At 74.5% G+C, this 23,924-nt stretch carries 17 protein-coding genes; 13 read left to right on the top strand and 4 right to left on the bottom strand.

All coding sequences use genetic code 11. The features are described from left to right. Positions 1 to 140 precede the first annotated feature (140 nt). The 3 genes from ACIRPH_RS26805 to ACIRPH_RS26795 all read left to right on the top strand — a co-directional run bounded on the left by ACIRPH_RS26805 (position 141) and on the right by ACIRPH_RS26795 (position 4,968). Positions 141 to 2,444 carry a serine/threonine protein kinase gene (locus ACIRPH_RS26805; protein WP_402919182.1) on the top strand — a complete coding sequence of 768 codons (2,304 nt, stop codon included), beginning with the start codon at positions 141 to 143 and terminating at the stop codon, positions 2,442 to 2,444. A gap of 40 nt (positions 2,445 to 2,484) precedes the next feature. Then, positions 2,485 to 4,206, top strand: a complete 1,722-nt coding sequence (locus tag ACIRPH_RS26800) for a serine/threonine-protein kinase (protein ID WP_402919180.1) — start codon at positions 2,485 to 2,487, stop codon at positions 4,204 to 4,206. Positions 4,207 to 4,299: 93 nt separating this feature from the next. Further along, complete coding sequence (locus tag ACIRPH_RS26795) at positions 4,300 to 4,968, top strand: ion channel (protein WP_402919178.1); 669 nt, start codon at positions 4,300 to 4,302, stop codon at positions 4,966 to 4,968. Between the two features lie 4 nt (positions 4,969 to 4,972). Here ACIRPH_RS26795 and ACIRPH_RS26790 read toward each other — a convergent pair whose 3' ends face one another. Beyond that, positions 4,973 to 5,638, bottom strand: a complete 666-nt coding sequence (locus ACIRPH_RS26790; RefSeq protein WP_402919176.1) for a TetR/AcrR family transcriptional regulator — start codon at positions 5,636 to 5,638, stop codon at positions 4,973 to 4,975. 158 nt (positions 5,639 to 5,796) lie between these two features. On the opposite strand from ACIRPH_RS26790, the gene ACIRPH_RS26785 reads away from it, so the two are divergent. Then, positions 5,797 to 6,669 (top strand): alpha/beta hydrolase, encoded by an 873-nt coding sequence (locus ACIRPH_RS26785; protein ID WP_402919174.1) that lies wholly within the window; start codon positions 5,797 to 5,799, stop codon positions 6,667 to 6,669. Between the two features lie 86 nt (positions 6,670 to 6,755). Here ACIRPH_RS26785 and ACIRPH_RS26780 read toward each other — a convergent pair whose 3' ends face one another. Further along, on the bottom strand, positions 6,756 to 7,361 hold the full coding sequence (locus ACIRPH_RS26780) for a uridine kinase (RefSeq protein WP_402919172.1): 606 nt from the start codon (positions 7,359 to 7,361) through the stop codon (positions 6,756 to 6,758). 112 nt (positions 7,362 to 7,473) lie between these two features. On the opposite strand from ACIRPH_RS26780, the gene ACIRPH_RS26775 reads away from it, so the two are divergent. From ACIRPH_RS26775 to ACIRPH_RS26740, 8 genes are all read left to right on the top strand, one after another. After that, complete coding sequence (locus ACIRPH_RS26775; protein ID WP_402919170.1) at positions 7,474 to 8,649, top strand: ROK family protein; 1,176 nt, start codon at positions 7,474 to 7,476, stop codon at positions 8,647 to 8,649. A 365-nt stretch (positions 8,650 to 9,014) separates the two neighbouring features. Then, a complete protein-coding gene (locus ACIRPH_RS26770; protein ID WP_402919168.1) occupies positions 9,015 to 10,154 on the top strand; it encodes a substrate-binding domain-containing protein in 1,140 nt (379 codons plus the stop codon). An 85-nt stretch (positions 10,155 to 10,239) separates the two neighbouring features. Beyond that, complete coding sequence (locus ACIRPH_RS26765) at positions 10,240 to 11,040, top strand: ATP-binding cassette domain-containing protein (protein ID WP_402919166.1); 801 nt, start codon at positions 10,240 to 10,242, stop codon at positions 11,038 to 11,040. Then, complete coding sequence (locus ACIRPH_RS26760; protein WP_402919164.1) at positions 11,037 to 12,317, top strand: sugar ABC transporter permease; 1,281 nt, start codon at positions 11,037 to 11,039, stop codon at positions 12,315 to 12,317. The genes ACIRPH_RS26765 and ACIRPH_RS26760 overlap by 4 nt, the downstream gene beginning before the upstream one ends. Before the next feature lie 709 nt (positions 12,318 to 13,026). Further along, on the top strand, positions 13,027 to 14,418 hold the full coding sequence (locus ACIRPH_RS26755) for a styrene monooxygenase/indole monooxygenase family protein (protein WP_402919162.1): 1,392 nt from the start codon (positions 13,027 to 13,029) through the stop codon (positions 14,416 to 14,418). A gap of 157 nt (positions 14,419 to 14,575) precedes the next feature. Next, on the top strand, positions 14,576 to 15,292 hold the full coding sequence (locus ACIRPH_RS26750) for a sulfite exporter TauE/SafE family protein (protein WP_402919559.1): 717 nt from the start codon (positions 14,576 to 14,578) through the stop codon (positions 15,290 to 15,292). Between the two features lie 361 nt (positions 15,293 to 15,653). After that, a complete protein-coding gene (gene dxs / locus ACIRPH_RS26745; protein WP_402919160.1) occupies positions 15,654 to 17,582 on the top strand; it encodes a 1-deoxy-D-xylulose-5-phosphate synthase in 1,929 nt (642 codons plus the stop codon). 111 nt (positions 17,583 to 17,693) lie between these two features. Further along, positions 17,694 to 19,091 (top strand): FAD-dependent oxidoreductase, encoded by a 1,398-nt coding sequence (locus tag ACIRPH_RS26740; RefSeq protein WP_402919159.1) that lies wholly within the window; start codon positions 17,694 to 17,696, stop codon positions 19,089 to 19,091. Here the strand turns inward: ACIRPH_RS26740 and ACIRPH_RS26735 are convergent, their stop codons facing one another. Both ACIRPH_RS26735 and ACIRPH_RS26730 read right to left on the bottom strand, forming a co-directional pair. Further along, positions 19,092 to 20,054: a neutral zinc metallopeptidase gene (locus ACIRPH_RS26735; protein ID WP_402919157.1), complete on the bottom strand. Its 963-nt coding sequence runs from the start codon at positions 20,052 to 20,054 to the stop codon at positions 19,092 to 19,094. It abuts the gene before it with no gap. A gap of 610 nt (positions 20,055 to 20,664) precedes the next feature. Continuing rightward, positions 20,665 to 21,447, bottom strand: a complete 783-nt coding sequence (locus ACIRPH_RS26730; protein WP_402919155.1) for a TetR/AcrR family transcriptional regulator — start codon at positions 21,445 to 21,447, stop codon at positions 20,665 to 20,667. A 150-nt stretch (positions 21,448 to 21,597) separates the two neighbouring features. On the opposite strand from ACIRPH_RS26730, the gene ACIRPH_RS26725 reads away from it, so the two are divergent. After that, entirely contained in the window at positions 21,598 to 23,820 is a 2,223-nt protein-coding gene (locus tag ACIRPH_RS26725) for an MMPL family transporter (RefSeq protein ID WP_402919153.1), read from the top strand. Positions 23,821 to 23,924 lie beyond the last annotated feature (104 nt).

Genomic DNA, 23,924 nt, shown 5'->3' with positions numbered 1-23,924 from the left:
GGGCGCTCCCGACGCCCCGGGCCGACGCGCCGGAGCAGGGCGGCGACCGGATTCGGGACAGCCGGAACCTGGCTATAGTTCCCACGGGCCCGTCTGGGGCCCTCCAGGGGGAAGCACGACGACGAATCGAGGGCCGGACGGTGGACGACCTCCAGAACCAGGCCGGGGGCGCCGGGGCGGGAAGGTCCCCGGTCCGGACCGCCGGCCACTACCGACTCGTGCGCTCCTTGGGGCGCGGGGGCTTCGGCGAGGTGTTCCTGGGGGAGGCGCCCGACGGGAGCCGTGCCGCCGTCAAGGTGCTGCACGCCACGTGGGCGGGGGACCCGGAGATGCGGCGCCGCTTCACCGCCGAGGTGGAACAGGCCCGCAGGGTGAGCGGTTTCTGCATCGCGGCGATCCTGGACGCCGATCCGGAGGCGGCGGAGCCGTGGATCGCCACCGAGTTCATCGACGGCCCCACCCTCCAGGCCGCCGTCGCCCACGACGGCCCCCGCGCCGGGGTCGAACTGCACCGGCTGGCGATCTCCACCGCGACCGCGCTGGCCGCCATCCACGCGGCCGGTGTCGTGCACCGCGACCTGAAGCCGGACAACATCATGCTGGCCGCGGACGGCCCGCGGGTGATCGACTTCGGTATCGCCCGCGCCGTCGAGACCACCTCCGTGACCGCCAGCGGCGTGGTCGGGACGATCGGCTACATGGCGCCCGAGCAGCTGGAGGGGGTCCGGCTCACCTCGGCCGTGGACATCTTCTCGTGGGGGTCGGTGATGGTCTACGCCGCGACGGGCACGGAGGCCTTCCACGGCCCCACCCAGGCCTCGCGCATCGCCCGCATCCTGGGCGGCGAGCCCGACCTGGGGCCCCTGGGCGAACCGCTGGCCGGAATCGTCCGCTCCTGCCTGGACAAGGATCCCGACCGGCGCCCCGACGCCGCGACCCTCCTCAACCGGCTGATCTCCGCTCCGGCGCCCGCGTCCGGGGCCCACGGGGCGTTCCCCGCCACCGGGCGCCCGGAGGCCGCGCCCGACGACGGCACCCGCGTCGGCGTGGAGCGCACCAGGATCGCCGGCGACGCGCCCCCGCAGGCCGACCCCACCAGGGTGGCCCCGCAGGCCCCCGTCGACCCGACCCGGGCCTACACCCGGTCGGCGCCGGACGCGGCGCGTGCGCACGCCGCCGGCCACGCGCCGTCCGCACCGGGGCGGGTCTCCGGCTCCCACGGCGGTCCGCCCTCCTACACGGCGCCGGGCACGCCCACGCCGCCGCCGTACCCCCCGCCGTTCCACCCGGGGCCGGGGACCGGTGCGACCGGCCTCCCCGCCCCCTCGGCGTACCTCGAGGGCGGGGTGCCCCCGTACCACTTCCGCGGCGTCCGCTTCACCGATCCCCGCGACCTCGCGGAGGCCATGCAGCAGAACTGGGGCTCCGCCGTCCAGGTCTTCCAGGACCCCGCACAGCGCGCCGCGCTGGGCGCCTGGCTCGTCGACGACCTCGGCGACACCGTCCTGGACCGGTCGCTCTTCCGCGGCCACGTCAACAACGACGCCAACCTGGCGCTCGCCTCGTTCATCGCACAGCTGCGCCCCGACCTGCCGCCGGTCTTCCGGGGCCGGGGCGCCACCGTGGCCGAGCTCGGGGAGCTGTTCGACGACCCGCGACCGCTCCTCACCGGCGCGCCCCTGGCCAACGAGATGGTGCTTCTGGCCCGGCCCGACGTGCTCAGGATCCTGGGCGCCCACCACGGGGACGACCCCGGGGCGCTGACGCGGCTGGCGGACCGCCTCGACGAGGCCGAACGCGCCGGCAACGCCTTCCACGGGCGGCTCACCTCCGAGCTCGAGGGGTGGCGCACGACGCGCGTGAGCGTCAGCGCCGCCCTGATCCTCGCGTTCCTGCTGCACCCGGAGCGGCTGGTGCCGCCCGGCGACGGCGGCGACAGGGGCGTGGGCGAGTGGATCGACATCCTCTGGGGCCGTGTCCGGAACTCCCCCGCGCCGGCCGACGCCGGTTGCGCGGCCGTGGTCTACGGCGCGCTGCCCACCCTGCGGGCGCTCGCCGAGCAGCGCAGGCACTGGGAGGACCGCCACGGCACGGTCGGCGCCCGGCACGAGGCGCTGCGGCGCAAGGTCGACCTCCAGGAGAAGCTGCTCCTCGCGCTGAGGATCTGCCGGTTCGCGGTGCTCGGCCTCCCGGCGGGGATCGTCATGGGGCTCGCGTCGGCGGACGGCGCCCTGACCGGCCTCCTGCTGGTCGTCGGGGTCATGGGCGCGGCCGGGGTGATCGGCGCGGGGACCGCCGTCCGCGTCGTCTCGGGCGGTCCCGCCCGGCGCCACCAGCGCTACCAGGAACTGAACGGGGTGGCGGCACAGCTGCCCCAGCTGACCACGGGGGTCACCCGCATCAACGGCGATCTGCGGAAGGCGCGCGCGATCTGCGGGGTCTGACCCGGTCCGCCCAGGCGGACACAACAGGAGAGGGAGAACCGTGGACGACCCTGGTCGTACCGCAGGGGACTACCGACTCGTGCGCTCCTTGGGGCGCGGGGGCTTCGGCGAGGTGTTCCTGGGGGAGGCTCCGGACGGGAGCCGTGCCGCCGTCAAGGTGCTGCACGCCACGTGGGCGGGGGACCCGGAGATGCGGCGCCGCTTCACCGCCGAGGTGGAGCAGGCGCGGCGGGTGGACGGTTTCTGCATCGCGGCGATCCTGGACGCCGATCCGGAGGCGGCGGAGCCGTGGATCGCCACCGAGTTCATCGACGGCCCCACCCTCCAGGCCGCGGTGAAGGGCGACGGGCCGCGCGCCGGCGTCGAGCTCCAGCGCCTCGCCGTCGGCACGGCCACCGCCCTCGCCGCGATCCACGGGGCCGGTGTCGTGCACCGCGACCTGAAGCCGGACAACATCATGCTGGCCGCGGACGGCCCGCGGGTGATCGACTTCGGCATCGCCCGGGCCCTGGAGACCACCTCCGTGACCGCCAGCGGGATCATCGGCACGGTGGGCTACATGGCGCCCGAGCAGCTGGAGGGGGAGCGCCTCACCTCGGCGGTCGACGTCTTCTCGTGGGGGTCGGTGATGGTCTACGCCGCGACGGGCAAGGAGGCCTTCCCCGGGCCCACCCAGGCCGCCCGCATCGCGCGCGTCCTCTCCGGGGAACCCGACCTCGACGGCGTGCCCGAGCCGTTCCGGGAGACCCTCCGGACCTGCCTGCTCAGGAGGCCGCAGGACAGGCCCGACGCCAAGGACCTGCTCCACCACCTCATCACGGGCGACCCCCTGGCCGTCCTCCCCGCCCCCCGGGCCGCGTCCGTCGGACCGGCCGGCGACGCCGTGCCCTCCGGGCCCACGGGCGGGGAGACGCCGTCGCGGTCCCTCGGCGTCGAGGACCTGCGCGAGCTCTTCGACGACCCCGGGCCCCTGCTCGCCGGCGACGCCGCGGCCGCCGGGTCCCGACCGCCGGCCCGGCCCGCGGAGCTGCGGAGGATGGCGAAACTCTCCGGGGACGGAGCGCTGTTCGTCCTCGCCCGTGACCTGGAGGAGGGCGAGCACGTGGGCAACGGCTTCGTCCACGAGCTGACCGGAAGCCTCGGCGGATGGGAGGGCGGCCGCCACCGTGTGGACCCCGCCCTGGTCCTGACCTTCCTGCTCAACCCCGGGCTGACGGTCCCGCCGGACCCGGGCGGCCCGCCGGAGGCGGGGGAGTGGACGCGGATCCTGTGGAGCCGGGTGGAGCACGCCTCGGGCCCTTCGCGGGCCGGGCACGCGGCCGCGGTCCACGCTGTGGTCCCCACGGTGCTCAGGGTCGCCCGCCGGCAGCAGCAGTGGCGCGAGCACACCGCGGTGGTGCGGGGCGAGGCCGACGGCCTGCGCGCGACGGTGCGCAGACAGGAGGGCTACGCGTTCGGCAAGGGCGTGCTGGGCGTCCTCGGGACGGTGCTGCTCCTCGCGGCCTTCGCCCTCGTGGCCTGGGGGGAGGGTGTGGACCCGGGTCTCCTGTTCGTGGCGGCCACCGCCTGCGGCGCGGGCTGGCTGCTGCTGGCGCGCCTCGACTCCCGCGCGCACGGGGGGAGGGAGGAGCGCAGGGAGAGGCTGCGCCGTTTCGAGGGCCTGCCGCTCTCCGCCCTGGGGGCCGGGCTGCGGGCGATGGAGGAGGACCTGCGAAGGGCCAGGGAGATCTGCGCGCCCCGGCCGGGGGCGCCCGGCCGGTGAGTCCGGCCTCCGCCGGAGCGGCGCCGGGGCGGGCGCGGCACACCGTGCCATAGTGGGCCGGTGCGCAGACGCGGTCCGTCGCAGGGGCGATCCGTGAACCTCGGATCGTTCCTGGTGTTCGTCGTCCTCCTCCAGTTCGGGTACCCGATCACCTTCCACGGCACCGGTTGGACGGCCCTCTACCTGGTCGCCTACGTGGGGGTCGTCCTCTTCGGGGTGCTCCTGGTGCGCGGGGAGAGCGACCGGGTGGCCCCCGCCGCGGCAGCCGGTGCGGCCCTGCTCCTCAGCGCGTCGTGGGCGGGGGCGGGCGGGGGCGAGGCCGTCGCGATGGTGTGCGTCTTCGTCTCGGCCGGGGCCTTCCAGGTGGCGATCGTCTCCTCGCTGCTGAGGTTCGTCTACCGCCGCAGCGGGACGCACGAGATGGAGCTCGTTCTGGCGGCCGTGTGCGTCTACCTGCTCCTCGGCGGGTTCTTCACCGCGGTGTTCGGCGCGCTGGAGAGCGTCGCCCCGGGCAGTTTCACCGACCAGGCCCGGCCGGGGGACGGGGTCGCCTGGCAGGAGCTGACGTACTTCTCCTACGTGACCCTCGCGACGCTGGGGTACGGCGACGTCGTCCCCGTCTCGGGGTGGGCGCGCGCGGCGGCCTCGGCGGAGGCCGTCGCCGGGACGCTGTTCCTGGTCACGATCGTCGGCCGCCTGGTCGGCGCCTACATGGGACTGCACGCCGCCCGGGGGCACGGCGGGGGCCCGGGGCGGGGCTGAGGGGTCACCCGGCCCCGGCGGGCGGCTCCGGCGCCCAGGGCCTCGGGGTGTCCGGGGAGGCCAGGGCGTCCAGCCGGACGGTGACGGCGGTGCGCGCCATCGCGTAGGGGGCGTCCCTGTCGTCCTCCAGCAGGGAGACCGCGTTGGCGGTGTCCAGGAACGCGCGCAGCTCGAAGGCGAGCAGCGCCGGGTCGGCCCCGGAGACGAGCTCGCCCAGCTGGCGGGCGTCCTCGGCGGTCCGGGTGAGCAGGTCGCGCCACTCGCGGTGGGCCTCCACGAGGGCGTCGCGGACCCGGCCCGGGCGGGACTCGAACTCGGCGGTGACGGTGTAGAAGAAGCACCCGCCGGAGAAGACCCGGTCCCGGGAGTAGGCGAGCCAGTCCTCGCACAGCCGCCACAGGCGTTCGACGCCCGGCCGGGTGCGCAGCGCCTCGCGCACGACGTGGCGGACGAAGACCGCCCTGCCGGCCTCGACGGCCGCGAGCTGGAGCTCCTCCTTGGACCCGAAGTGCGCGAACACCCCGCTCTTGCTGATCCGCAGCTCCTTGGACAGCCGGCCCAGGGAGAGCCCCTCCAGGCCCTCCACCGAGGCGATGTCCACAGCGCGGTCCAGGACCGCCCGCCGGGTCTGGTCGCCTCGCTGCAGGCGGCCGTCGGTCCGGGTCGTCATGCTCCTCCTCGGTTGGACTCGTCCTACGGGGGAGGTGAACGGTCGGTCGGGTACAAGGTGATCCTACTTGCCCCTTGACGGAAGCGACATGCAAAACAAATAATACGATCGTTCGTAAAGTTTTCTGGATGCGGGCGTCCCGCGGAAAAGAGTCCACAGTGAACACAGCCCGTCTCGTGGGCGCGGCCGTCAACGCCCTCGCCCTCCCCGCCCCCGGCCTCGCGGGAGCCCTGGCGCGACGCCTGTGGGCCGACCCCCGCGGCCCGCGCCCGGTCGCCGCCGGGGACCTCGAACTCCACCGGAGCGCCCGGACGGAGTCCTTCGACGTCGGGAGGTGGAAGGTCGCCGCCTACGCCTGGGGCGACGGCGCCCGCCCCGTCCTGCTCGTCCACGGCTGGCGCTCCCGCGCCTCCCGCTTCGCGCCGGTGGTCCGGCGACTGCTCGAACTCGGCTACAGCCCCGTCTCGTGGGACGCACCGGGCCACGGCTCCACGGACGGCCCGGTGGGCAGCGTCCTGGACGCCCGGGAGATCATGCGCGTCCTCCAGGACCGGCACGGACACTTCACGGCCGTGATCGGCCACTCCCTGGGCGCGCTCTTCGCCGTCCACGCCCTGCGGGAGGGCCTGCGGGCCGACCGGGCGGTCCTGGTCTCGGGGGTGTCGGACTTCGGGTTCCTCGTCAGCTCCTTCTCGGGCGTCCTCGGGCTGCGGCCCCGGGCCGTGGCGGCGCTGCGCGAGGCCGTCGAGCGCCACTACTTCGACGGGGACCCGACCGTGTGGACCCGCTTCTCGGCCACGCACGCGCCGGAGTCGTTCGACCTGCCCGTGCTGCTCCTGCACGGCGAGGACGACGCCCACGTCCCGATCGGGGAGTCCCTGAGCACCGCCGCCGCGCTCGGGGAGCGGGCCCGTCTGGTGCGGACCAGCGGAGCGGGCCACAGCGGCATCCTCGCCGACGAGGCCGTCCTCGGCCTGGTCACCGGGTTCGTCGGAGGCGCCGCCGACCCCGCCCCCGCCCAGGGGGGCTGAGGCGGGGCGCCGACCGCCCCGGCCCCTCCGTCCGGTCGCGTCCCCGCGGGGCGGGCCCCGGCGGCGGGCGCCCGTCCCGCGCACGGTCACCGGGCGGGGTTGTCGACCACCAGGTCGGCGTGCTCCCGGGTGTGGTCCTCCGCGTAGAAGGACTCCTCCTGCTCCGCCCACACACGCCTGTAGGGCGCGTACACCGACGCGTCACCGCGGGCGTCCAGCCGGCGGGCGCGCTCGTCGCCGGGCGCGGCCACCCAGACCAGCAGGTCCAGGAGGCCGCGTCCGGCGGCGGCGCCCGAGCCGGTCCCCTCGACCACCAGGACCCCGCCCGCGGCGACCTCCCCCGGCGGCGACGCCCACCCCCGCGCGAAGCCCCCCCGCTCCCAGTCGTAGCGCCGCCAGGCCGCCCGCTCCCCCCGCGAGAGCGGTTCGAGGACCCATTCCCGCAACAGCGCGGGCGCCTCGGCCAGCCCCTCCCACCCCGGGTAGAGGTCCTCCATCGACAGCACGGCCGCCGGCCGCCCCCGGAGCGCGAGCGCCGCGCGCAGCCGTGCGGCCACCGTGCTCTTGCCCGAGCCGGAGCGGCCCTCGACCGCGACGATCCGCGGCCCGCCCGGGGGGCCGCCGGAGGGGACCGCTCCGGCCAGGGCCTGGTCCCAGCCGTCGTCGGCGGTGCTGATGCGTGGTGCGTTCACGCTCGGACCCTAACCCGCGCGGGAGCCGAGTTCCGGCCTGCGTTCAATGCTTGTAGCATTCCTCGCAGCAGCGCCGAAGCGCTGGGGAGTGCCGACCGAAAAGGGGCCACTGGTGACCGACGCCGCGGCGACGCCGGGATCTCAGTCCGCCCTGCGCCGGGCCAACGAACGCCGGGTCGTGGACGTGCTGCGGCGCGACGGTACGCGCACCCAGGCCGAGCTGGCCCGGACCACCGGGCTGTCGGCCGCGAGCGTGTCCAACATCGTGCGCGGCCTGCGCGCCTCCGGGACCGTGTCGGTGCGCGACACCTCCTCCAACGGCCGGCGCGCGCGGGCCGTCACGCTCCTGCGCCCGCCCGGCACCGTCGTGGCCGTCGACTTCACCGCCGACAGCGTCCGCGTCGCGGTCGGCGACAGCGAGGGCAACATGCTGGCCCGCGAGGAGATCGACTACGACGTGGGGTCCGACGCCGACCGGGCGGTGCGCCGCGCGGCCTGGCTGGCCGAGACCACCCTCCAGCGCGCCAGGATCGACCTGGGCACGGTCTCGTCCGTGGTCGCCTCGGTGCCGGGGCCCATCGACCCGGGCACCGGCGCGGTGGGGCACATCTCCTGCGTGCCCCGGTGGGCGGGGTTCCACCCCGCCAGGGCGCTGACCGAGCGCCTGGGCCTGGAGGTCCTGGCCGAGAACGACGCCAACCTCTCCGTCCTGGCCGAGCAGCACCGCGGGGCGGGCACGGGGGCCGAACACGTCATCCACCTGGTCATCGGCGACGGGGTGGGGGCGGGCATCATGATGTCCGGCCGGCTCTTCCGCGGCGCGGGCGGCACGGCGGGGGAGATCGGGCACATCGCGCTGGACCCGCGCGGCCAGGTCTGCCGGTGCGGCAACCGGGGCTGCCTGGAGACCTTCGTCGGCGCGAACTACCTGCTGGACATGCTGCCGCACAACACCGACGTCGCCCGGGGGCCGGGTCCGGCACGGGTGGGCGACCTGGTCGAGGCGGCCACGGGGGGCGACCCCGGGAGCCGCCGGATCATCGCGGAGGCGGGCACCGCGCTGGGCCAGGGGATCGCGATCATGGCCAACCTGTTCAACCCGGACAGGGTGATCGTCGGCGGCGACCTGGCGGAGGCCGGGGAGCTCCTGCTGGACCCGATGCGGCGGGCGATGGAGCTGGGGTCGCTGGGCAGCGCTCTGGAGCGGCTCTCGCTGGTGCGCGGCGAACTGGGGCGGGACGCGGCCCTGTACGGGGCGCTGCGCATGGCCTCGCAGCACGCGAACTGACCCTCCCCGTCCGGCCGTGGTCCGCCCGCCGCCCGCGCGCGTGGCCCCGGCCTCCGGCGGGGCGGCACGGGTACCGGCGCCGGCCGATCCAGGTCCCGGCCGGGGGGTGGAGGGCCGGTGAACCGCGAGGTCACCGCCTGCGCCGGACCGGTCACGGGTAAAACCTGAGACTTCCTCACACGGACGCCCACGTTCGGGTTTCCGCTCTGGCCTGGGTTTTTGATCCCTTCAGCTCCTGAACTCAAGTCCCGTGATGTTTCGGTTATGTGTTCAGGAGTTGACGCCAAGGTGGCGGCGGGGTTTGACTGCACACCACCACTCGCGAGTTCTCCACCGTGAACCCCCCGTCATGAGAGGCACCAGCGTTGAGTACACGACGCTTCGCACCGCACCGCAGGGCCACCGCAGGCCTGGCGGCCACCGCCGCACTCGCCCTCCTCGTCTCCGGCTGCGCCGGCCTCACCACCACCGGTGGCGAGGGCGAGCAGGAGACCCAGAGCGTGGAGGAGGGCTTCCACGTCGGACTCCTCCTCCCCGAGCTCCAGACCGCCCGCTACGAGGCCTTCGACAAGCCCTACTTCGAAGAGGCCCTCAACGAGCTCTGCCCGGAGTGCGAGCTCTCCTACGCCAACGCCGACCAGGACGTCGACGAGCAGCAGACCCAGGCCCAGGCCATGCTGACCGACGGGGTGGACGTCCTGGTCCTCGACGCCGTCGACTCCGCCGCGGCGGCCGGAACCGTCAACGAGGCCCGGTCCCAGGGCGTGCCGGTCGTGGCCTACGACCGCCTCGCCGAGGGCGGCGTCGACATGTACGTCTCCTTCGACAACTTCCGGGTCGGACAGGTCCAGGGCGAGGCCCTGCTCGCGGCCCTGGAGGAGGACGGCAACGAGGACGGCCAGATCGTCATGATCAACGGCTCGCCCACCGACCCCAACGCGGCGGACTTCAAGGCGGGCGCCCACGACGTCCTCGACGGCGCCGTCGAGATCGGCCAGGAGTTCGACACCCCGGACTGGTCGCCCGACCAGGCCAACAGCCAGATGGAGGGCGCGATCACCTCCCTGGGCGTCGACGAGATCGCCGGCGTCTACTCCGCCAACGACGGCATGGCCTCGGGCGTCATCTCGGCCCTGCGCAGCGCCGGGGTCGCGGTCGAGGACCTTCCGCCCGTCACCGGCCAGGACGCCGAGCTCGCCGGGATCCAGCGCGTCGTCGCCGGTGAGCAGCACATGACCGTCTACAAGGAGATCCGCCCCGAGGCCGAGGTCGCCGCCGCCATGGCGGTCGCCCTGGGCACGGGCGAGGACCTCCAGCTCGACGGCTACGAGATCACCGAGGTCGAGGACGCCAACGGGGAGGCCGTCACCGCGGTCCTGCTCGACGTCATCGTCGTGACGGAGGACAACGTCCTGGACACCGTCGTGGCCGACGAGGTCTACAGCGTCGAGGAGATCTGCACCGACGACTACGCCGACACCGACTTCTGCCAGGAAAACCTCTAGAAGCGGCGCGAAGTCCCCGGTGCGCGGGGGCGGGCGGGCGAGCCCGTACCGCCCCCGGCCGGGACGAGGAGAGAGAAACGAGCGCATGAGCACACCCGTCCTGGAACTGTCCGGGATCTCCAAGACCTTCGGCGCCGTCAGGGCCCTGAGCGAGGTCGACTTCCAGGTCCGCCCCGGCGAGGTCGTCGCCCTGCTCGGCGACAACGGCGCGGGAAAGTCCACACTGGTCAAGGTCATCGCCGGCGTCCACCCCGCGGACAGCGGCGGGAGCATCGCGTGGGACGGAAAGCCGGTCGGCATCTCCGCCCCCTCCGACGCCCAGCGGCTCGGGATCGCGACGATCTACCAGGACCTCGCCCTGTGCGACAACCTGGACATCGTCGGCAACCTGTTCCTGGGCAACGAGAAGCTGCACTTCCCCGGAACCCTCGACGAGGTCGAGATGGAGAGCCGGGCCAGGGAGCTCCTCGACTCCCTGTCGGTGAGCATCCCCGACCTGCGCGTCCCCGTGGCCTCGCTCTCGGGGGGCCAGAGGCAGATCATCGCCATCGCCCGCTCCCTGCTGGGGCAGCCCCGCGTGGTCATGCTCGACGAGCCGACCGCAGCCCTGGGCGTCGCCCAGACCGCCCAGGTCCTCGACCTGATCGAACGCCTGCGGGACCAGGGGCTCGGCGTGGTCCTGATCAGCCACAACATGGCCGACGTCCGCGCTGTCGCCGACCGCGCCGTGGTGCTGCGGCTGGGCCGCAATGCGGGGGACTTCCCCATCGCGGAGACCAGCTACGAGGAGATCGTGGCCGCCATCACCGGGGCGGCCGACAACCCGGTCAGCCGCCGCTCCGACCGCACCGGCTCCTCGGCCCTGGCCACGGAGGACAACCGATGACACAGCAGACCCACCTGTCCCACGAGTCCGGGGACGGGACACCCGAAGCGGGCGAGGCCAGGCGCGACCCCCGCCTCCTCGCCACCGCGGCCTCGCCCAAGGGCTGGCTCCAGGCGCTGCGGCGCAACCTGAGGGGCGGGGAGCTCGGTCCCCTCCCCGTCGTGGTCGGACTGCTGCTGATCGGCATCGTCTTCCAGTCGATGAACGACCGGTTCCTGTCCCCGCAGAACCTGTCCAACCTGACCGTGCAGATCGCCGCCGTCGGCCTGATGACCACCGGCGTCATCATGGTGCTGCTCCTCGGCGAGATCGACCTGTCGATCGGATCGGTCTCCGGCCTGTCCGCGGCCGTCCTGGCCGTCCTCGCGGTGAAGACGGGCCTGCCCGAGTGGGGCGCCATCGCCGCGGCCGTCGGGGTCGGGCTCCTGATCGGCCTGCTCCACGGCGTCATCTTCGCCAAACTGGGGGTGCCGGCCTTCGTGGTCACCCTCGCGGGCCTCCTCGGCTGGCAGGGCGTGCACCTCTACCTGATGGGCGCCGACGGCACCATCAACACCAGCCCCAGCGGCGCCATCGCGATGCTCACGCAGACGTACTTCGTCCCCTTCATGGGGTGGGCCATCGCCGGCATCGTCATCGTGCTCTACCTGATCGCCGTCTTCTCGGTCGAACGGCGCCGGCGCCTGGCGGGCCTGCCCTACAAGCCCCTGGAGGAGGTCCTCTTCCGCGCGGCGCTGCTCACGGTGCCGATCGTCGGCGGCGTCTGGGTGCTCAACCAGTACAAGGGCGTGCCGCTGGCGTTCCTCATCTTCGTGGGCTTCGTGGTCGTCCTCGACCTCGTGCTGCGCAAGACCCGCTACGGGCGGATGGTCTACGCCGTCGGCGGCAACTCCGAGGCCGCCCGCCGGGCGGGCATCAACGTCGACCTGATCCGCATCTCGGTGTTCGGCATCGCGTCGACCCTGGCCGCCCTCGGCGGCATCATGCTGGTGTCCCGCAACTTCGCCGCCAGCGTCTCCACCGGCAGCGGGGCGGAGCTGATGATGGCCATCGCCGCGGCCGTCATCGGCGGGACGAGCCTCTTCGGCGGCCGGGGCAACGCCTACTCCGCCCTCCTGGGCGGCCTGGTCCTGGGCGCGATCACCTCCGGTCTCCTGCTGCTCCAGATGGACACCTCGGTGCGCTTCATGATCACCGCGGCCGTCCTCCTGATCGCGGTCATCCTCGACGCGGTCTCGCGGCGGGGGCGCAAGACGCACGCACGGGGCGGCGCCTAGGCGTACCGGCCACGGAGGCCGGTGACACCCGCCCCGCCCGACGCCCGGCGCCGGCCCGCTGCGTGGTCCGGGCAGGCCCGGGTCCCGGTTCGGACGGGTCCTCCCGGGGCGGCGGGGGCGGCGGGGGCGGCGCTCCCCACCCCCGTCGGGCCCGGTCCGGCGCCCCGTGCGCCGGGCCGGGCCCCGCCGTTTCCGGGGCGGAGCCCCTGCGGCCCTGTGACATGCGTCGCTCCCCCTTCCCGCGGGCCGAGGGGCGCACTCCGGGGGAGGGGCGGCGGGAGCGGCCGGGGCCGAGGCGGGAGCCCCGCCTCCGCCGCGTGGGCGCCCCGACCGGCCCCGCCGTCCCAACCGACCGCCATGAGCTGCGCGAACGTCGGCCGAGGCCGCCGGAAACGCCGGCGCGACGCCCCGGGGCGCCGCCGACTCCGGCGGCCGGGCGGCGCAGAGTCGCAGGTCCCGGCCCCGCCGGGCCGAAGGTCCCACTCCCCGGGGGCGGGGGAGGGGCCCTGCGGGGCGCTGCTAGTTTCGCCGCGCAAGCAACCGGCCGTCGCGGGGAAGGCGCACCACGTGTGCGCCGCGCCCCGGCTCCGCCGTGCCCGGACCACGCCGGGACGGGACAGGGACCGCGACGGCCCGACCACCCCGCGCCCGCCGCCCGCCCCGGAGCCCTCTCCGGCCTCCGGGCCGCGGGCGCGTACCCGGGAGAGACATGCGCACGATCCTCGTCGTCGGAGGCGGACAGTCAGGTCTGCAACTCGCCCTCGGCCTGTTGGCCGAGGGCTACGGCGTGACACTGGTCAGCCCGGCCGGGGCGGAGGAGGTCCGCTCCGGCGGCGTGACCTCCACCCAGTGCCTCTTCGGCCCGGCCCTGCGCCGCGAACGGCGCCACGGACTCGCCTTCTGGGACGACCGGGCGCCCCTCGTCCGGGGCGTGGGGGTCCACGTCGCCGACCCCGGAGGGGGGACCGCGGGAGCCCCTGCCCGCGGGCCGGCCGCGCGGTCGGGCGGACGCGGGACCGCCCCGGCCGCATCGTGGGTCGGCAGGCTGGACGAACCCGCCCAGTCGGTGGACCAGAGGCTCAAGCTGTCGGCCTGGCTCGACCTGTTCGTCCGGCGCGGGGGCCGCCACGTCCGCCGCAGGGTCGGCGCCGCGGAGCTGGAGCGGCTCGCGGCCGACCGGGACCACGACCTCGTGGTCGTCGCCGCCGGACGGGGAGAGCTCGCCGACGTCTTCCCCCGCGACACCCGGCGCTCGGCCTTCGCCGCACCGCAGCGCACCCTCGCCCTCGCCTACGTCACCGGCGCCGCTCCCCACCCGTCCGGCCCGATCCTCAGCCGCAGCGCCGTGCCGGGGGAGGGGGAGGTGTTCACGCTCCCCACCTACTCGCTCGCGGGTGCGTGCGACGCCGTCATGGTGGAGGCCGTGCCGGGCGGCCCCATGGACCGCGCACTGCCGGCCGGAGCCCCGGGCGAGGAGGTCCTCGACTCCCTGCTCGACGTGCTGCGCCGCTCCGCGCCGTGGGAGTACGAGCGCTTCTCCCGGGCCCGCCTCGCCGATCCGCGGGCCGCCCTGCGGGGCGCCTGCACGCCCGTGGTGAGGGAACCCGTCGCCCGGCTCTCCAACGGGGCCCTGGTCCTGGGCATGGCCGACGCCGTGGTCGCCAACGACCCCATCACCGCGCAGGGGGCCAACATGGCGTCCCTGTGCGCCGACGTCTACCGGCGCGCGATCGTGGACCACGGCACGCGCCCCTTCGACGAGGCGTTCATGCGGTCGGCGTTCGCCTCCTACTGGCGCCGGGCCCGCCAGGTCACCGCCTGGAGCAGGGTCATGCTGTCCGGCCCGCCGCACGTGTGGGAGCTGTTCGGCCTCGCGTCCCGCCACCAGGCGACGGCCGACCGCTTCGCCAACTCCTTCAGCGATCCGAGCGGTCTGATCGACTGGTTCCTGCACCCCGAGCGGGCGATGGAGTACGCCGACGCGGTCCGTGGCGCCGCCTCCGTCCGGCGGCCCCCCTCCGGGCCGTTCCGGACGCCGGCGGCGTACCGCCGCGGACCCGACCCCCGCCCGGTTCGGTCATCCCATGCTCCTATCTCCTAATCCCGGTAGGGATGAGTGAGATGTAACGTCCGGCGGCGTGCCCGTAGACATCTCCGCAGTCCCGTCCCCGCCCGCCCTCCCGACCCACCGGGCCGCCGCCCCGGCACTCGCGGAGTACTTCTCCCCGACCGGCCACGGCCTCCTCGGGGAGTCGGACCTGTGGGCGTTCGTCCTCGTGTGCGTCGTCGCGGTCGTGCTCGGGGCGGCGGTCCAGAGCGCCGTCGGCCTCGGCCTCGGCCTGGTCGCCGCCCCCGTCATCTCCTTCCTCGACCCCACGCTGATGCCGGGGAGCCTGCTGGTGACGGTCATCGTCCTGCCCGTTCTGACCCTCCTGCAGGAGTGGCGGCACGTGGACTGGCGGGGCCTCGCGTGGGGCCTTCCCGCGCGCGTGCCCGGGACCGTTCTGGGGGTGTGGGTGGTCGCCGTCCTGGAACCCCGCGCCCTCGCCGGCGCCGTCGGCCTCATGGTGCTCGTCGCCGTCGCCCTCTCGGTCCTGTCCCTGCGCGTGCGCATCACCCCGGGGTCGCTCGTGGCCGCGGGGGCCCTGTCCGGCTTCGCCGGCACCGCCACCTCGGTGGGCGGACCGCCGATGGCCCTGCTCTACCAGCACGAGGCGCCCTCGCGGGTGCGGGCGACCCTCGCGGCGTTCTTCCTGTGCGGCGGCGCGTTCTCCCTGGCGGCGCTGACGGCGGGCGGCCAGATGGACGTCCGCACCGCCGTGGTCGGTGCGGCCGCCGTCCCCTTCGTCGTCCTCGGGTTCCTGCTCGGCGGCGTCCTGCGCCGCCGCGTCGACGCGGGGCGGCTGCGCGTGGCGATGCTGAGCGTGGTGGGCGCCTCCGCCGCCGGCCTGCTCGCGCAGGCCGTCCTCGGGTGACCCCGGACACGTCCGGGGCCGCCGGAGCGCACGGGGCCGGACCGGGGAGTCCGGGCCGCCCGGGAGCGCCCCCGGACGCCCTCGGGCCGGGCAACTGGGACAACACCGTTCCCGAAACCGAGTAATGTACGCCGAAACCCGCGATACTCGGGGCGTTCCGCGCGGCTCCGGCCGTCTGGCGGGGGACCCGCCGCGCGCGGGCCGCCTCCGGGGTCGTAGCCGTCGCAGGGCTGGGTAGGACCCGTGGACGCACACCCATAAACTCGGGTATGTATACCTGCCGGTAGCCGGAACCGGCCCACGTCAGGGGCCCGGGTCGGCACACTCAACGGACACGCTGGACGAGGGGACTGACGAGACAGTGGCACTGTTCGAGTCGATACACAATCCGGAAGCTCTCAAGAAGCTTCCGGCCGACCAGCTCCCGACGCTGGCACAGGAGATCCGGGACTTCCTGGTCGACTCCTGCTCCCAGACCGGCGGGCACCTCGGTCCCAGCCTCGGGGTGGTCGAGCTGACCATCGCCCTGCACAGGGTCTTCGACTCGCCGAAGGACCCCATCCTCTTCGACACCGGCCACCAGGCCTACGCGCACAAGATCCTCACCGGCAGGCACGACTTCTCCGACCTCAAGTCGGAGGGCGGGCTCTCCGGCTACCCCTCCCGTGCGGAGTCCGAGCACGACTTCGTCGAGAACTCGCACGCGTCCACCGCGCTCTCCTACGCCGACGGCATGGCCAAGGCCAACGAGGTGCGGGGCCGCAGGGACCGCACCGTGGTCGCGGTCATCGGCGACGGCGCCCTCACCGGCGGCATGGCCTGGGAGGCGCTCAACAACATCGCCGAGCGCAAGGACCGCCGCCTCGTCGTCGTCGTCAACGACAACGGCCGCTCCTACTCGCCGACCAGGGGCGGGCTCGCCGACCACCTCGCCTCGCTGCGCATGGCCCCCGGCTACGAGCAGGCCCTGGACCTGGCCAAGACCACCCTCAACCGCACCCCGGTCGTGGGCCAGCCCATCTACGAGGCCCTGCACGGCCTCAAGAAGGGCATCAAGGACGCCATCCAGCCGCAGATGATGTTCGAGGACCTGGGGCTCAAGTACCTCGGCCCCATCGACGGCCACGACGAGCAGGGCCTGGAGAAGGCGCTGCGCCGCGCCCGCGACTTCGGCGGCCCGGTCATCGTGCACTGCATCACCCAGAAGGGCAAGGGCTACGCCCCGGCGGAGAACCACGACGAGGACCAGTTCCACGCCCCGGGCCCCTTCGACGTCGCCACCGGCCTGGCCAAGCCGGGGTCGAAGGCCGTCAAGTGGACCTCGGTCTTCGCCGACGCCATGGTGGAGATCGGCGCGGAGCGCGAGGACGTGGTGGCCATCACCGCCGCCATGCTCCACCCCACCGGCCTCAACAAGTTCGCGGACGCCTACCCGGACCGCATCTTCGACGTCGGCATCGCAGAGCAGCACGCCGCCACCGCGGCCACGGGCATGGCCATGAACGGCCTGCACCCGGTGGTCGCGGTCTACGCGACCTTCCTCAACCGCTGCTTCGACCAGGTGCTCATGGACGCCGCCCTGCACCGCCAGGGCGTCACCTTCTGCCTGGACCGCGCCGGGGTCACCGGCAACGACGGGGCCAGCCACAACGGCATGTGGGACATGTCCATCCTCCAGGTGGTCCCCGGACTCCGCCTGGCCGCCCCCCGCGACGCCGAGCGCCTGCGCCTCCTGCTCAACGAGGCGGTCGCCGTCGACGACGCCCCCACCGTGGTGCGCTACCCCAAGGGCGCCGTGGCCGAACAGGTGGACGCGGTCGGCCGGATCGGCTCCATGGACCTGCTCCGCCGCGCCGCCGACGGCGGCCACGCCAAGGACCTGCTCATCGTCGGCGTGGGCACCATGGCCCAGGTCGCCTGCGAGGTCGCCGACCGGATGGCCGTCCAGGGCATCGGCGTCACCGTCGTCGACCCTCTGTGGGTCAAGCCGCTCGACGAGGCCCTGGTCGGCGAGGCCGCCGAGCACAGCGTCGTGGCCGTGATCGAGGACAACGGCCGCACGGGCGCCGTGGGCGACGCGGTGGCGCGCCTGCTGCGCGACCACGACGTGGACGTGCCGGTGCGCACGTTCGGCATCGCCCAGGAGTTCCTGGACCACGCCAAGCGCGACGACATCCTCCGGGCCCAGGGGCTGACGCCCCAGGAACTGTCCCGCAAGCTCACCGGGACGGTCTCCCGGCACACGGAGGCGCGCAAGGGCGCCGAGGAGCTGGCCGACGAGAAGGCCTGACCGCCGCGCGGACCGACCCGGACGGGACCCCCGTCCGGGCCGGTCCGCGTCCGGGACACGGCGCGCCGCGACCGCCCCCGCGATCCGTCCCCGGGCTGTCAGAATGGGACCATGACCTCTCAGCCCGACCCGAGGGACGCCGGGGCCGGCGACGCGCTCCGTGTGGCCGTGATCGGCTCCGGTCCGGCCGGCGTCTACACCGCCGACGCCCTCACACGGCAGCGGCGCGTCCCCGTCCGGGTGGACGTGATGGACCGCCTGCCCACCCCCTACGGCCTCGTGCGCTACGGGGTCGCGCCCGACCACACCAAGATCAAGGGTGTGGCCGGGGCCCTGAGGAGCGTGCTGGAGCACCCCGACGTGCGCTTCGTCGGCGGGGTCGAGTTCGGCTCCGACCTCACCCGCGCGGACCTGGCCCGCTCCTACCACGCGGTCGTCTACGCCACCGGGGCCCCGGTGGACCGCCGCATGGGCGTGCCGGGGGAGGACCTCCCCGGCAGCGTCGCCGCGACCGACTTCGTCAACTGGTACTGCGGGCACCCCGACAGCGAGCTCGCGGGGTTCGTGCTCGACGCCGAGGAGGCCGTCGTGGTGGGGGCGGGCAACGTCGCCCTGGACGTCGCCCGCATCCTGGCCAAGACCGCCGACGAACTGCGGCACACCGACATACCGGAGCCGGTCCTGGAGGTGCTCGCCGCCAGCCGGGTGCGCACGGTCCACATCCTGTCGCGGAGGGGGCCCCTCCAGGCCCGGTTCACCGCGCCCGAGCTGCGCGACCTGCTCGCCCTGCCCGGCGCCGACGTGGTCGTGCCCGCCGAGCAGGTCGACGTCGACCCCGCGGAGGTGGGCACGGGCACGCACGAGACGCGCATGGTCGCCCGCGCCGCGCGCACCAACATCAAGCTCCTCCGGGAGCACGCGGGGCGCGCCCCCCAGGGGCGTCCCCGCACCGTGCGCCTGCACTTCTGGGCCCGGCCGAAGGAGGTCCTCGGCGGGAGCCGTGCCACGGGGGTGCGGGTGGAGCACACGCGCCTGGACGACGAGGGGCGCCTGGTCGGCACGGGGCGGACCACCGACCTGGACGCCGGGCTGGTGCTGCGCTCGGTCGGCTACGCGGGGGCCCCGCTGCCGGGCGTGCCGTTCGACGCCGAGGGGCGCACGGTCCCGCACGACGAGGGCCGGGTCCTGGACGAGGGGGGCCGGGTGGTCCGCGGGGACTACGTCGCCGGGTGGGTCAAGCGGGGCGCGACCGGGGTCATCGGCACCAACAAGTCCGACGCGGCGGCCACGGTGAGGTCCCTGCTGCGGGACGCCCCGGGGCTGCGCGCGGAGGCTCCGGACCCGGTGCCGCTGGAACGGGTCCTGGAGGAGCGGGGGATCGCGCACAGCTGGTACGACGACTGGCTGCGCATCGACGCGGCCGAGGCCCGCCAGGCGGCGGAGCTGGAACGCGGGGAGCGGGTCAAGCTCCACGGGTGGGAGGCCTACCGGAAGGTCGTCGAGGGCTGATCAGGTGACCTCGCCCGCCGCGGCGCCGTAGGTGTTGCAGGCGCTCACGGTCTCCTCGGACCAGCCCTGCTCCAGCCAGAACGCCCGGTTGCTCGCGCTGCCGTGGGTGTCGAGGTCCCCGCCCGAGTTGAAGTTGGCGTTGACCGCCTCCAGGACGTCCCCGTCGCCGCCGGTGACGCCGCGCAGCCCGATCCCGGCCATGCACTCGGCCTGGAGCTCGGTGCGCCGGAGGGTGTCGAGCTCGTCGTCCTCGCTCCCGGCGTTCCAGCGCATGTCGTGCGAGACGTCGAGGATGCCGGTGGCGAACTGCACGTGGTGGCCGTACTCGTGTCCCATCAGGGCGATCCAGACGTCCTCGCGCTCGTCCACGGGGATCTGGGCACTGAGCTGGCGGACGTTGGGCAGGACGACGGTGATGCGGTTCCAGTCGCTCTCGTAGTACGCGAGCGTGTACCCCTCCTCCTCGCCGGTGTCGGGGGACTCGCGGGTGACGGTGATCTCCGGGGTGCTGGAGGACAGGCCCAGGTCGTCCATGACCGGGGCCCAGAGCAGGTCCAGGCAGTCGCCGGTGATGGTCGCGAAGTCCTGCCACGACTCGTCCGAGCCGATGTCCAGCGAGGGGGTGTCGCAGTCGACGGGCTCCGGCATCGGAGCGTCGTAGAGGGGGTGGTCGGCGATGTCGATCTCGACGGAGTTGGGCCGGGCCGCCAGGCCCTCGTCGTAGAGGGCGGACAGGTCGGTGCCGGTCGGCTGCGGCTCCGGCTGCGGCGTCGTCGAGACCATGACGATGCTGACGACCAGGGCGGCGACGGCGATCGTGCCCGCCACGGAGGAGCCGACCAGGACGCCGAGGCCGCGGCGGCGCCGCCGCGGCAGGGGCTGCCCCCACGGCTGCCGGGGCGGCGGCCACGGGCCGTGTCCGCCGGGAGGCCCGTAGTAGGGGGCGGCCGGGTGCTGGGCCATCGCGGGGTGCGGGGGGAGGGGCGGGTACGGCCCCCTCCGCGGGAACGGCTGCCCGGGCGCCGCCGGGCGGTCGGGGGCGTGGAACGGGTGGAGGGTGTGGGCCGTCGTCCCCGGGGACCGCGGGCCGGGGGCGGGGAACCCCTGCGGCCCCGGGAGGGGGCCCTGCCACGAGGGGGCCGGAGGGCCCTGGGGCTGTCGAGCTCCCGGCAGGGGAGGCTGTGCGTACCGTCCCGTGGAGCCGGGGTCCGGGGCGGGCGGTCCGTCCTGGGAGGAGGGCGCGGGGGTGTGGCCGGCCTCCCCGTCGGAGGCGCCGTCGGGGGCGGCGGGCCCCCGCTCGGAGGAGGGGGCCGGGTCCGCGGCCCCGGCCCTCCCGGACTCCCCCTCCGGCGCGGGGTCGGACGGCAGGGGGGACCCCCGCCCGTCGCGCGCCTCGGAGGGGACGGGCGAGTCTGCGGGGCCGGGCTGGTCGGGGCGGGGGGCGTCGCCCCGTTCACCGCCGGGTCGGTTCTCCACGGGGTCCGTCCTCGCTAGGGTGCCAGAGCCCACCGGGCTGGGGCCGGAGACGCCCCGGGGCGAATCCGGCAAGGTGCACAGAGCTTCAGTATGGGGCCTAAGGGGGCGTACCGATGGTAACCGGCGTGCTGTTCTCCGGCGGCCGGTACCGGACGCCGAGTCCCGCCAACAGGTTCTGAAGCTCGGACTCGAAGAGCGGTTCCATGTCCTGCATCACGAAATCGAGGTGCTGGAACACCTCCATGCACACGACCCCGTACAGGCGCACCCAGCAGCTGCTGAGCACCATGATCGCCTCCACCGGGATGTGCGGCGCGGAGAAGCCGCAGCTGTCGGCGAAGGCGCGCAGCTCGCGGGCGAGTTCGGGGGTGATGCGGTCCCCGTCCGGCAGGGGGAAGCGCTCCTCGGACAGCAGGCGGTCGAAGAGAGTGTAGAAGGTGGCGCCGAACCTGCGCCCGGCCTCCATCGCCGGGGCGGGGTCGGCCTCCGGGTCCAGGCGGGCGCGCGGGCCGAACATGGTGGCGAACTCGGCCGGGTGCGCAACGGCCCAGGAGCGGAAGGCCCGCAGGGAGGTGAGGATGCGCAGGTCCGTCTCCCGGTCGGGCACGCTGGCGTCGGCCTCGGCCACCGCGTCGGCCAGCTCCGTGAACATGTCCGCCGTGATCAGTATCAGCAGCGAGTCGATGCCGGAGACGTAGCGGTACAGCCCGGGGGCGGTCATGCCCATCTCGCGGGCGATGGCCCGCAGGGAGACGCCCGCGGCCCCGTGGTCCACCAGGTGCCGTCGGGCGATGGCCTTGATCTCGGACAGTGTGGCCTCGCGCACACGTTCGCGGCGGCTCGGCCGCCCGTCCCCCCGGGCGAGCTGGGATTTCGTCATGTGCTGCGGTACACCCCGTCTCCGGCGCCCCGGTCGGGGCGCTGTGGTCCTCGTTGGCGACGTTGACAGCGTAACGCCCGCACGCTTTAGTGAACACCGTTAGCAAACACCGTTGACGGACATGAGGGCCGTTCGCTGAGAGGGCGGCGTATGCCGACACACACCGGACTTTTCGGGCGCCTCGGTCTGGGGGCCCACCGCTGGCGCTGGGCCGTCCTGACCGCCACCGCGCTCTTCGCCGTCTTCGCCGCGGTGTGGGGGTCGGGGGTCTTCTCCGACGTGAGCGAGAGCGGGTTCGAGGACCCGGGGTCGGAGTCCTCCGAGGCCACGCGCCTCCTGGAGGAGGGCCTGGGCCACGACGGCGTCGACGTCGTCGCGGTCTACCGCAGCGACGAGATCCAGGTGGACAACCCCACCTTCGCCGCGGCCGTGCAGCGCATCGCCGACGGCATGCCCGACGCCGTCGCCGACTTCGACGTCTACCTCGACGAGGAGCTCCCCGAGACCGAGCGCGGCATGCTCGTGGCCGAGGACATGCACGCGACCTACATCCCCGTGACCCTCACCGGGGAGAGCCACGCCGAACGCCTCCACCAGTACGAGGAGGTCGCCGAGCACCTGGAGTCCAGCACGCTGGAGGTCCACCTGGGCGGCCCCGTCGCGGTCGAGCACGAGCTGTCCGAGACGGCCGAGACCGACATCGTCCGCGCCGAGCTCCTCACCCTGCCGGTCCTGCTGCTCCTCCTCGTCGTGATCTTCGGCGGCCTCGTCGCGGGCCTGGTCCCGCTCGCCGTCGGCGGACTGGCCATCCTCGGCTCCCTGACCGTCCTGCGCGCCCTGACCTACGTGACCGACGTGTCGGTGTTCGCGGTCAACGTCGCCACCATCCTCGGCCTGGGACTGGCCATCGACTACGGCCTGTTCATGGTCAGCCGGTTCCGCGAGGAGCTGGGGCGGGGACGGGCGATCGGCGACGCCGTGCGCCGCACCGTCGACACCGCCGGCCGCACCGTGGCCTTCTCCGGCATCACCGTCGGCATCGCCTTCGCCGGCCTGCTGTTCTTCCCCCAGCCCATCCTCAAGTCGATCGGCTGGGGCGGCATCGCCGTCGTGCTGTTCGACCTGCTGGCCGCCCTGGTCTTCCTGCCGGCCCTGCTCGCCGTGGTCGGCCGGAGGATCAACAGCCTCAGGATCCCCCTGCCCCGGCGCACCGTCACCGGCGCCGTCCACGAGAACGCCGGCGCCTGGGCGCGCCTGGCCCGGACCGTGATGCGCGGCCCCGCCGTGTCCCTGGTCGCGGTCGGCGCCGTCCTGCTGGTCTTCAGCTCCGGTCTGGCCTCGACCCAGCTCGGCTCCACCGACCAGCGCTACCTGCCCGGCGACGCGGGCAGCCGGATCGCCACCGAGGCGGTGGCGGAGGACTTCCCGGCGGGCGGCCTGGGCCGCCTCGACGTGGCGGTGGTCGGGGACGCGGGCGAGGAGGCGCTGGAGGGGTACGGCGAGCGCCTGGCGGAGCTGCCCGGGGCCTCGCTCTCCCGCGTCGAGCGCACCGGCGACGGCATCGCCCACGTCTTCGTCGCCTACGAGGGGGAGTCGGACTCCCCGGAGGTGGCGCAGCTGGTGCGCGACGTGCGGGCCGAGCCCGCCCCGGAGGGGGCCGAGCGGACCCTGGTCGGCGGCGTGGCGGCCATGCAGCAGGACAACGTGTCCGCGATCGTCGACTCGGTGCCGACGACGGTGGGCTTCGTCGCCGCCGCGACCCTGTTCCTGCTGTTCCTCGCCTTCGGGTCGATCGTCCTGCCCGTCAAGGCCGTGCTGATGGGCGCGCTGTCGCTGGGCGCCTCCCTGGGCATCGCGGTCTGGGGCTTCCAGGAGGGCGGCTTCGCCGGCCTGCTCGGCTTCGACGCCGTCGGCACGATCGACCCCACCTACCTGGTGCTGATCACGATCGTCTCCTTCGGCCTGGCGATGGACTACGAGCTGTTCCTGCTCAGCCGGGTCCGCGAGGAGTACCTGCGCACGGGGGACAACACCCGGTCGGTGGCGGCCGGCCTCCAGCACACCGGCCAGATCATCACCAGCGCCGCGATCCTGCTCATGGTGGTGCTGCTGGCGATGGGCACCTCGGGCCTGCTGTTCCTGAAGATCATCGGCATCGGCCTGGCCATCGCGGTGCTCGTGGACGCGACCCTGGTCCGCGCGGTCATGGTGCCCGCCTCGATGCGCCTGCTCGGCGGCGCCAACTGGTGGCTGCCGCGCCCCCTCCGCCTGCTCCACGACCGCATCGGGATCTCCGAGGGCGGGGACGACGAGGACGCCGCCGTGCCCGGCGACCGGGCACGGGACGGGGACCGGGAACCCGCCGGGGTCTGACGGGCAAGGGGCGCTCCCCGGCGGCATGCCGCCGGGGAGCGCTGTGCTCGGCGCCGCGGGGCCGAGCCGGCCGGGCCCGGCGGGCCGGCCGTCACAAGCGGGTG

Source organism: Nocardiopsis sp. NPDC101807 (genome assembly GCF_044766605.1).
In the GTDB taxonomy this organism is placed as follows: domain Bacteria; phylum Actinomycetota; class Actinomycetes; order Streptosporangiales; family Streptosporangiaceae; genus Nocardiopsis; species Nocardiopsis tropica.
This window is presented reverse-complemented; position numbering and strand designations above follow the sequence as displayed.

Bases quoted from the DNA above. Each gene is read 5' to 3' on its own strand.
- ACIRPH_RS26790 (WP_402919176.1), bottom strand. From the start codon at position 5,638: ATGACGACCCGGACCGACGGCCGCCTGCAGCGAGGCGACCAGACCCGG.
- ACIRPH_RS26765 (WP_402919166.1), top strand. From the start codon at position 10,240: ATGAGCACACCCGTCCTGGAACTGTCCGGGATCTCCAAGACCTTCGGC.
- ACIRPH_RS26760 (WP_402919164.1), top strand. From the start codon at position 11,037: ATGACACAGCAGACCCACCTGTCCCACGAGTCCGGGGACGGGACACCC.
- ACIRPH_RS26755 (WP_402919162.1), top strand. From the start codon at position 13,027: ATGCGCACGATCCTCGTCGTCGGAGGCGGACAGTCAGGTCTGCAACTC.
- ACIRPH_RS26740 (WP_402919159.1), top strand. From the start codon at position 17,694: ATGACCTCTCAGCCCGACCCGAGGGACGCCGGGGCCGGCGACGCGCTC.
- ACIRPH_RS26735 (WP_402919157.1), bottom strand. From the start codon at position 20,054: ATGGCCCAGCACCCGGCCGCCCCCTACTACGGGCCTCCCGGCGGACAC.
- ACIRPH_RS26730 (WP_402919155.1), bottom strand. From the start codon at position 21,447: ATGACGAAATCCCAGCTCGCCCGGGGGGACGGGCGGCCGAGCCGCCGC.
- ACIRPH_RS26725 (WP_402919153.1), top strand. From the start codon at position 21,598: ATGCCGACACACACCGGACTTTTCGGGCGCCTCGGTCTGGGGGCCCAC.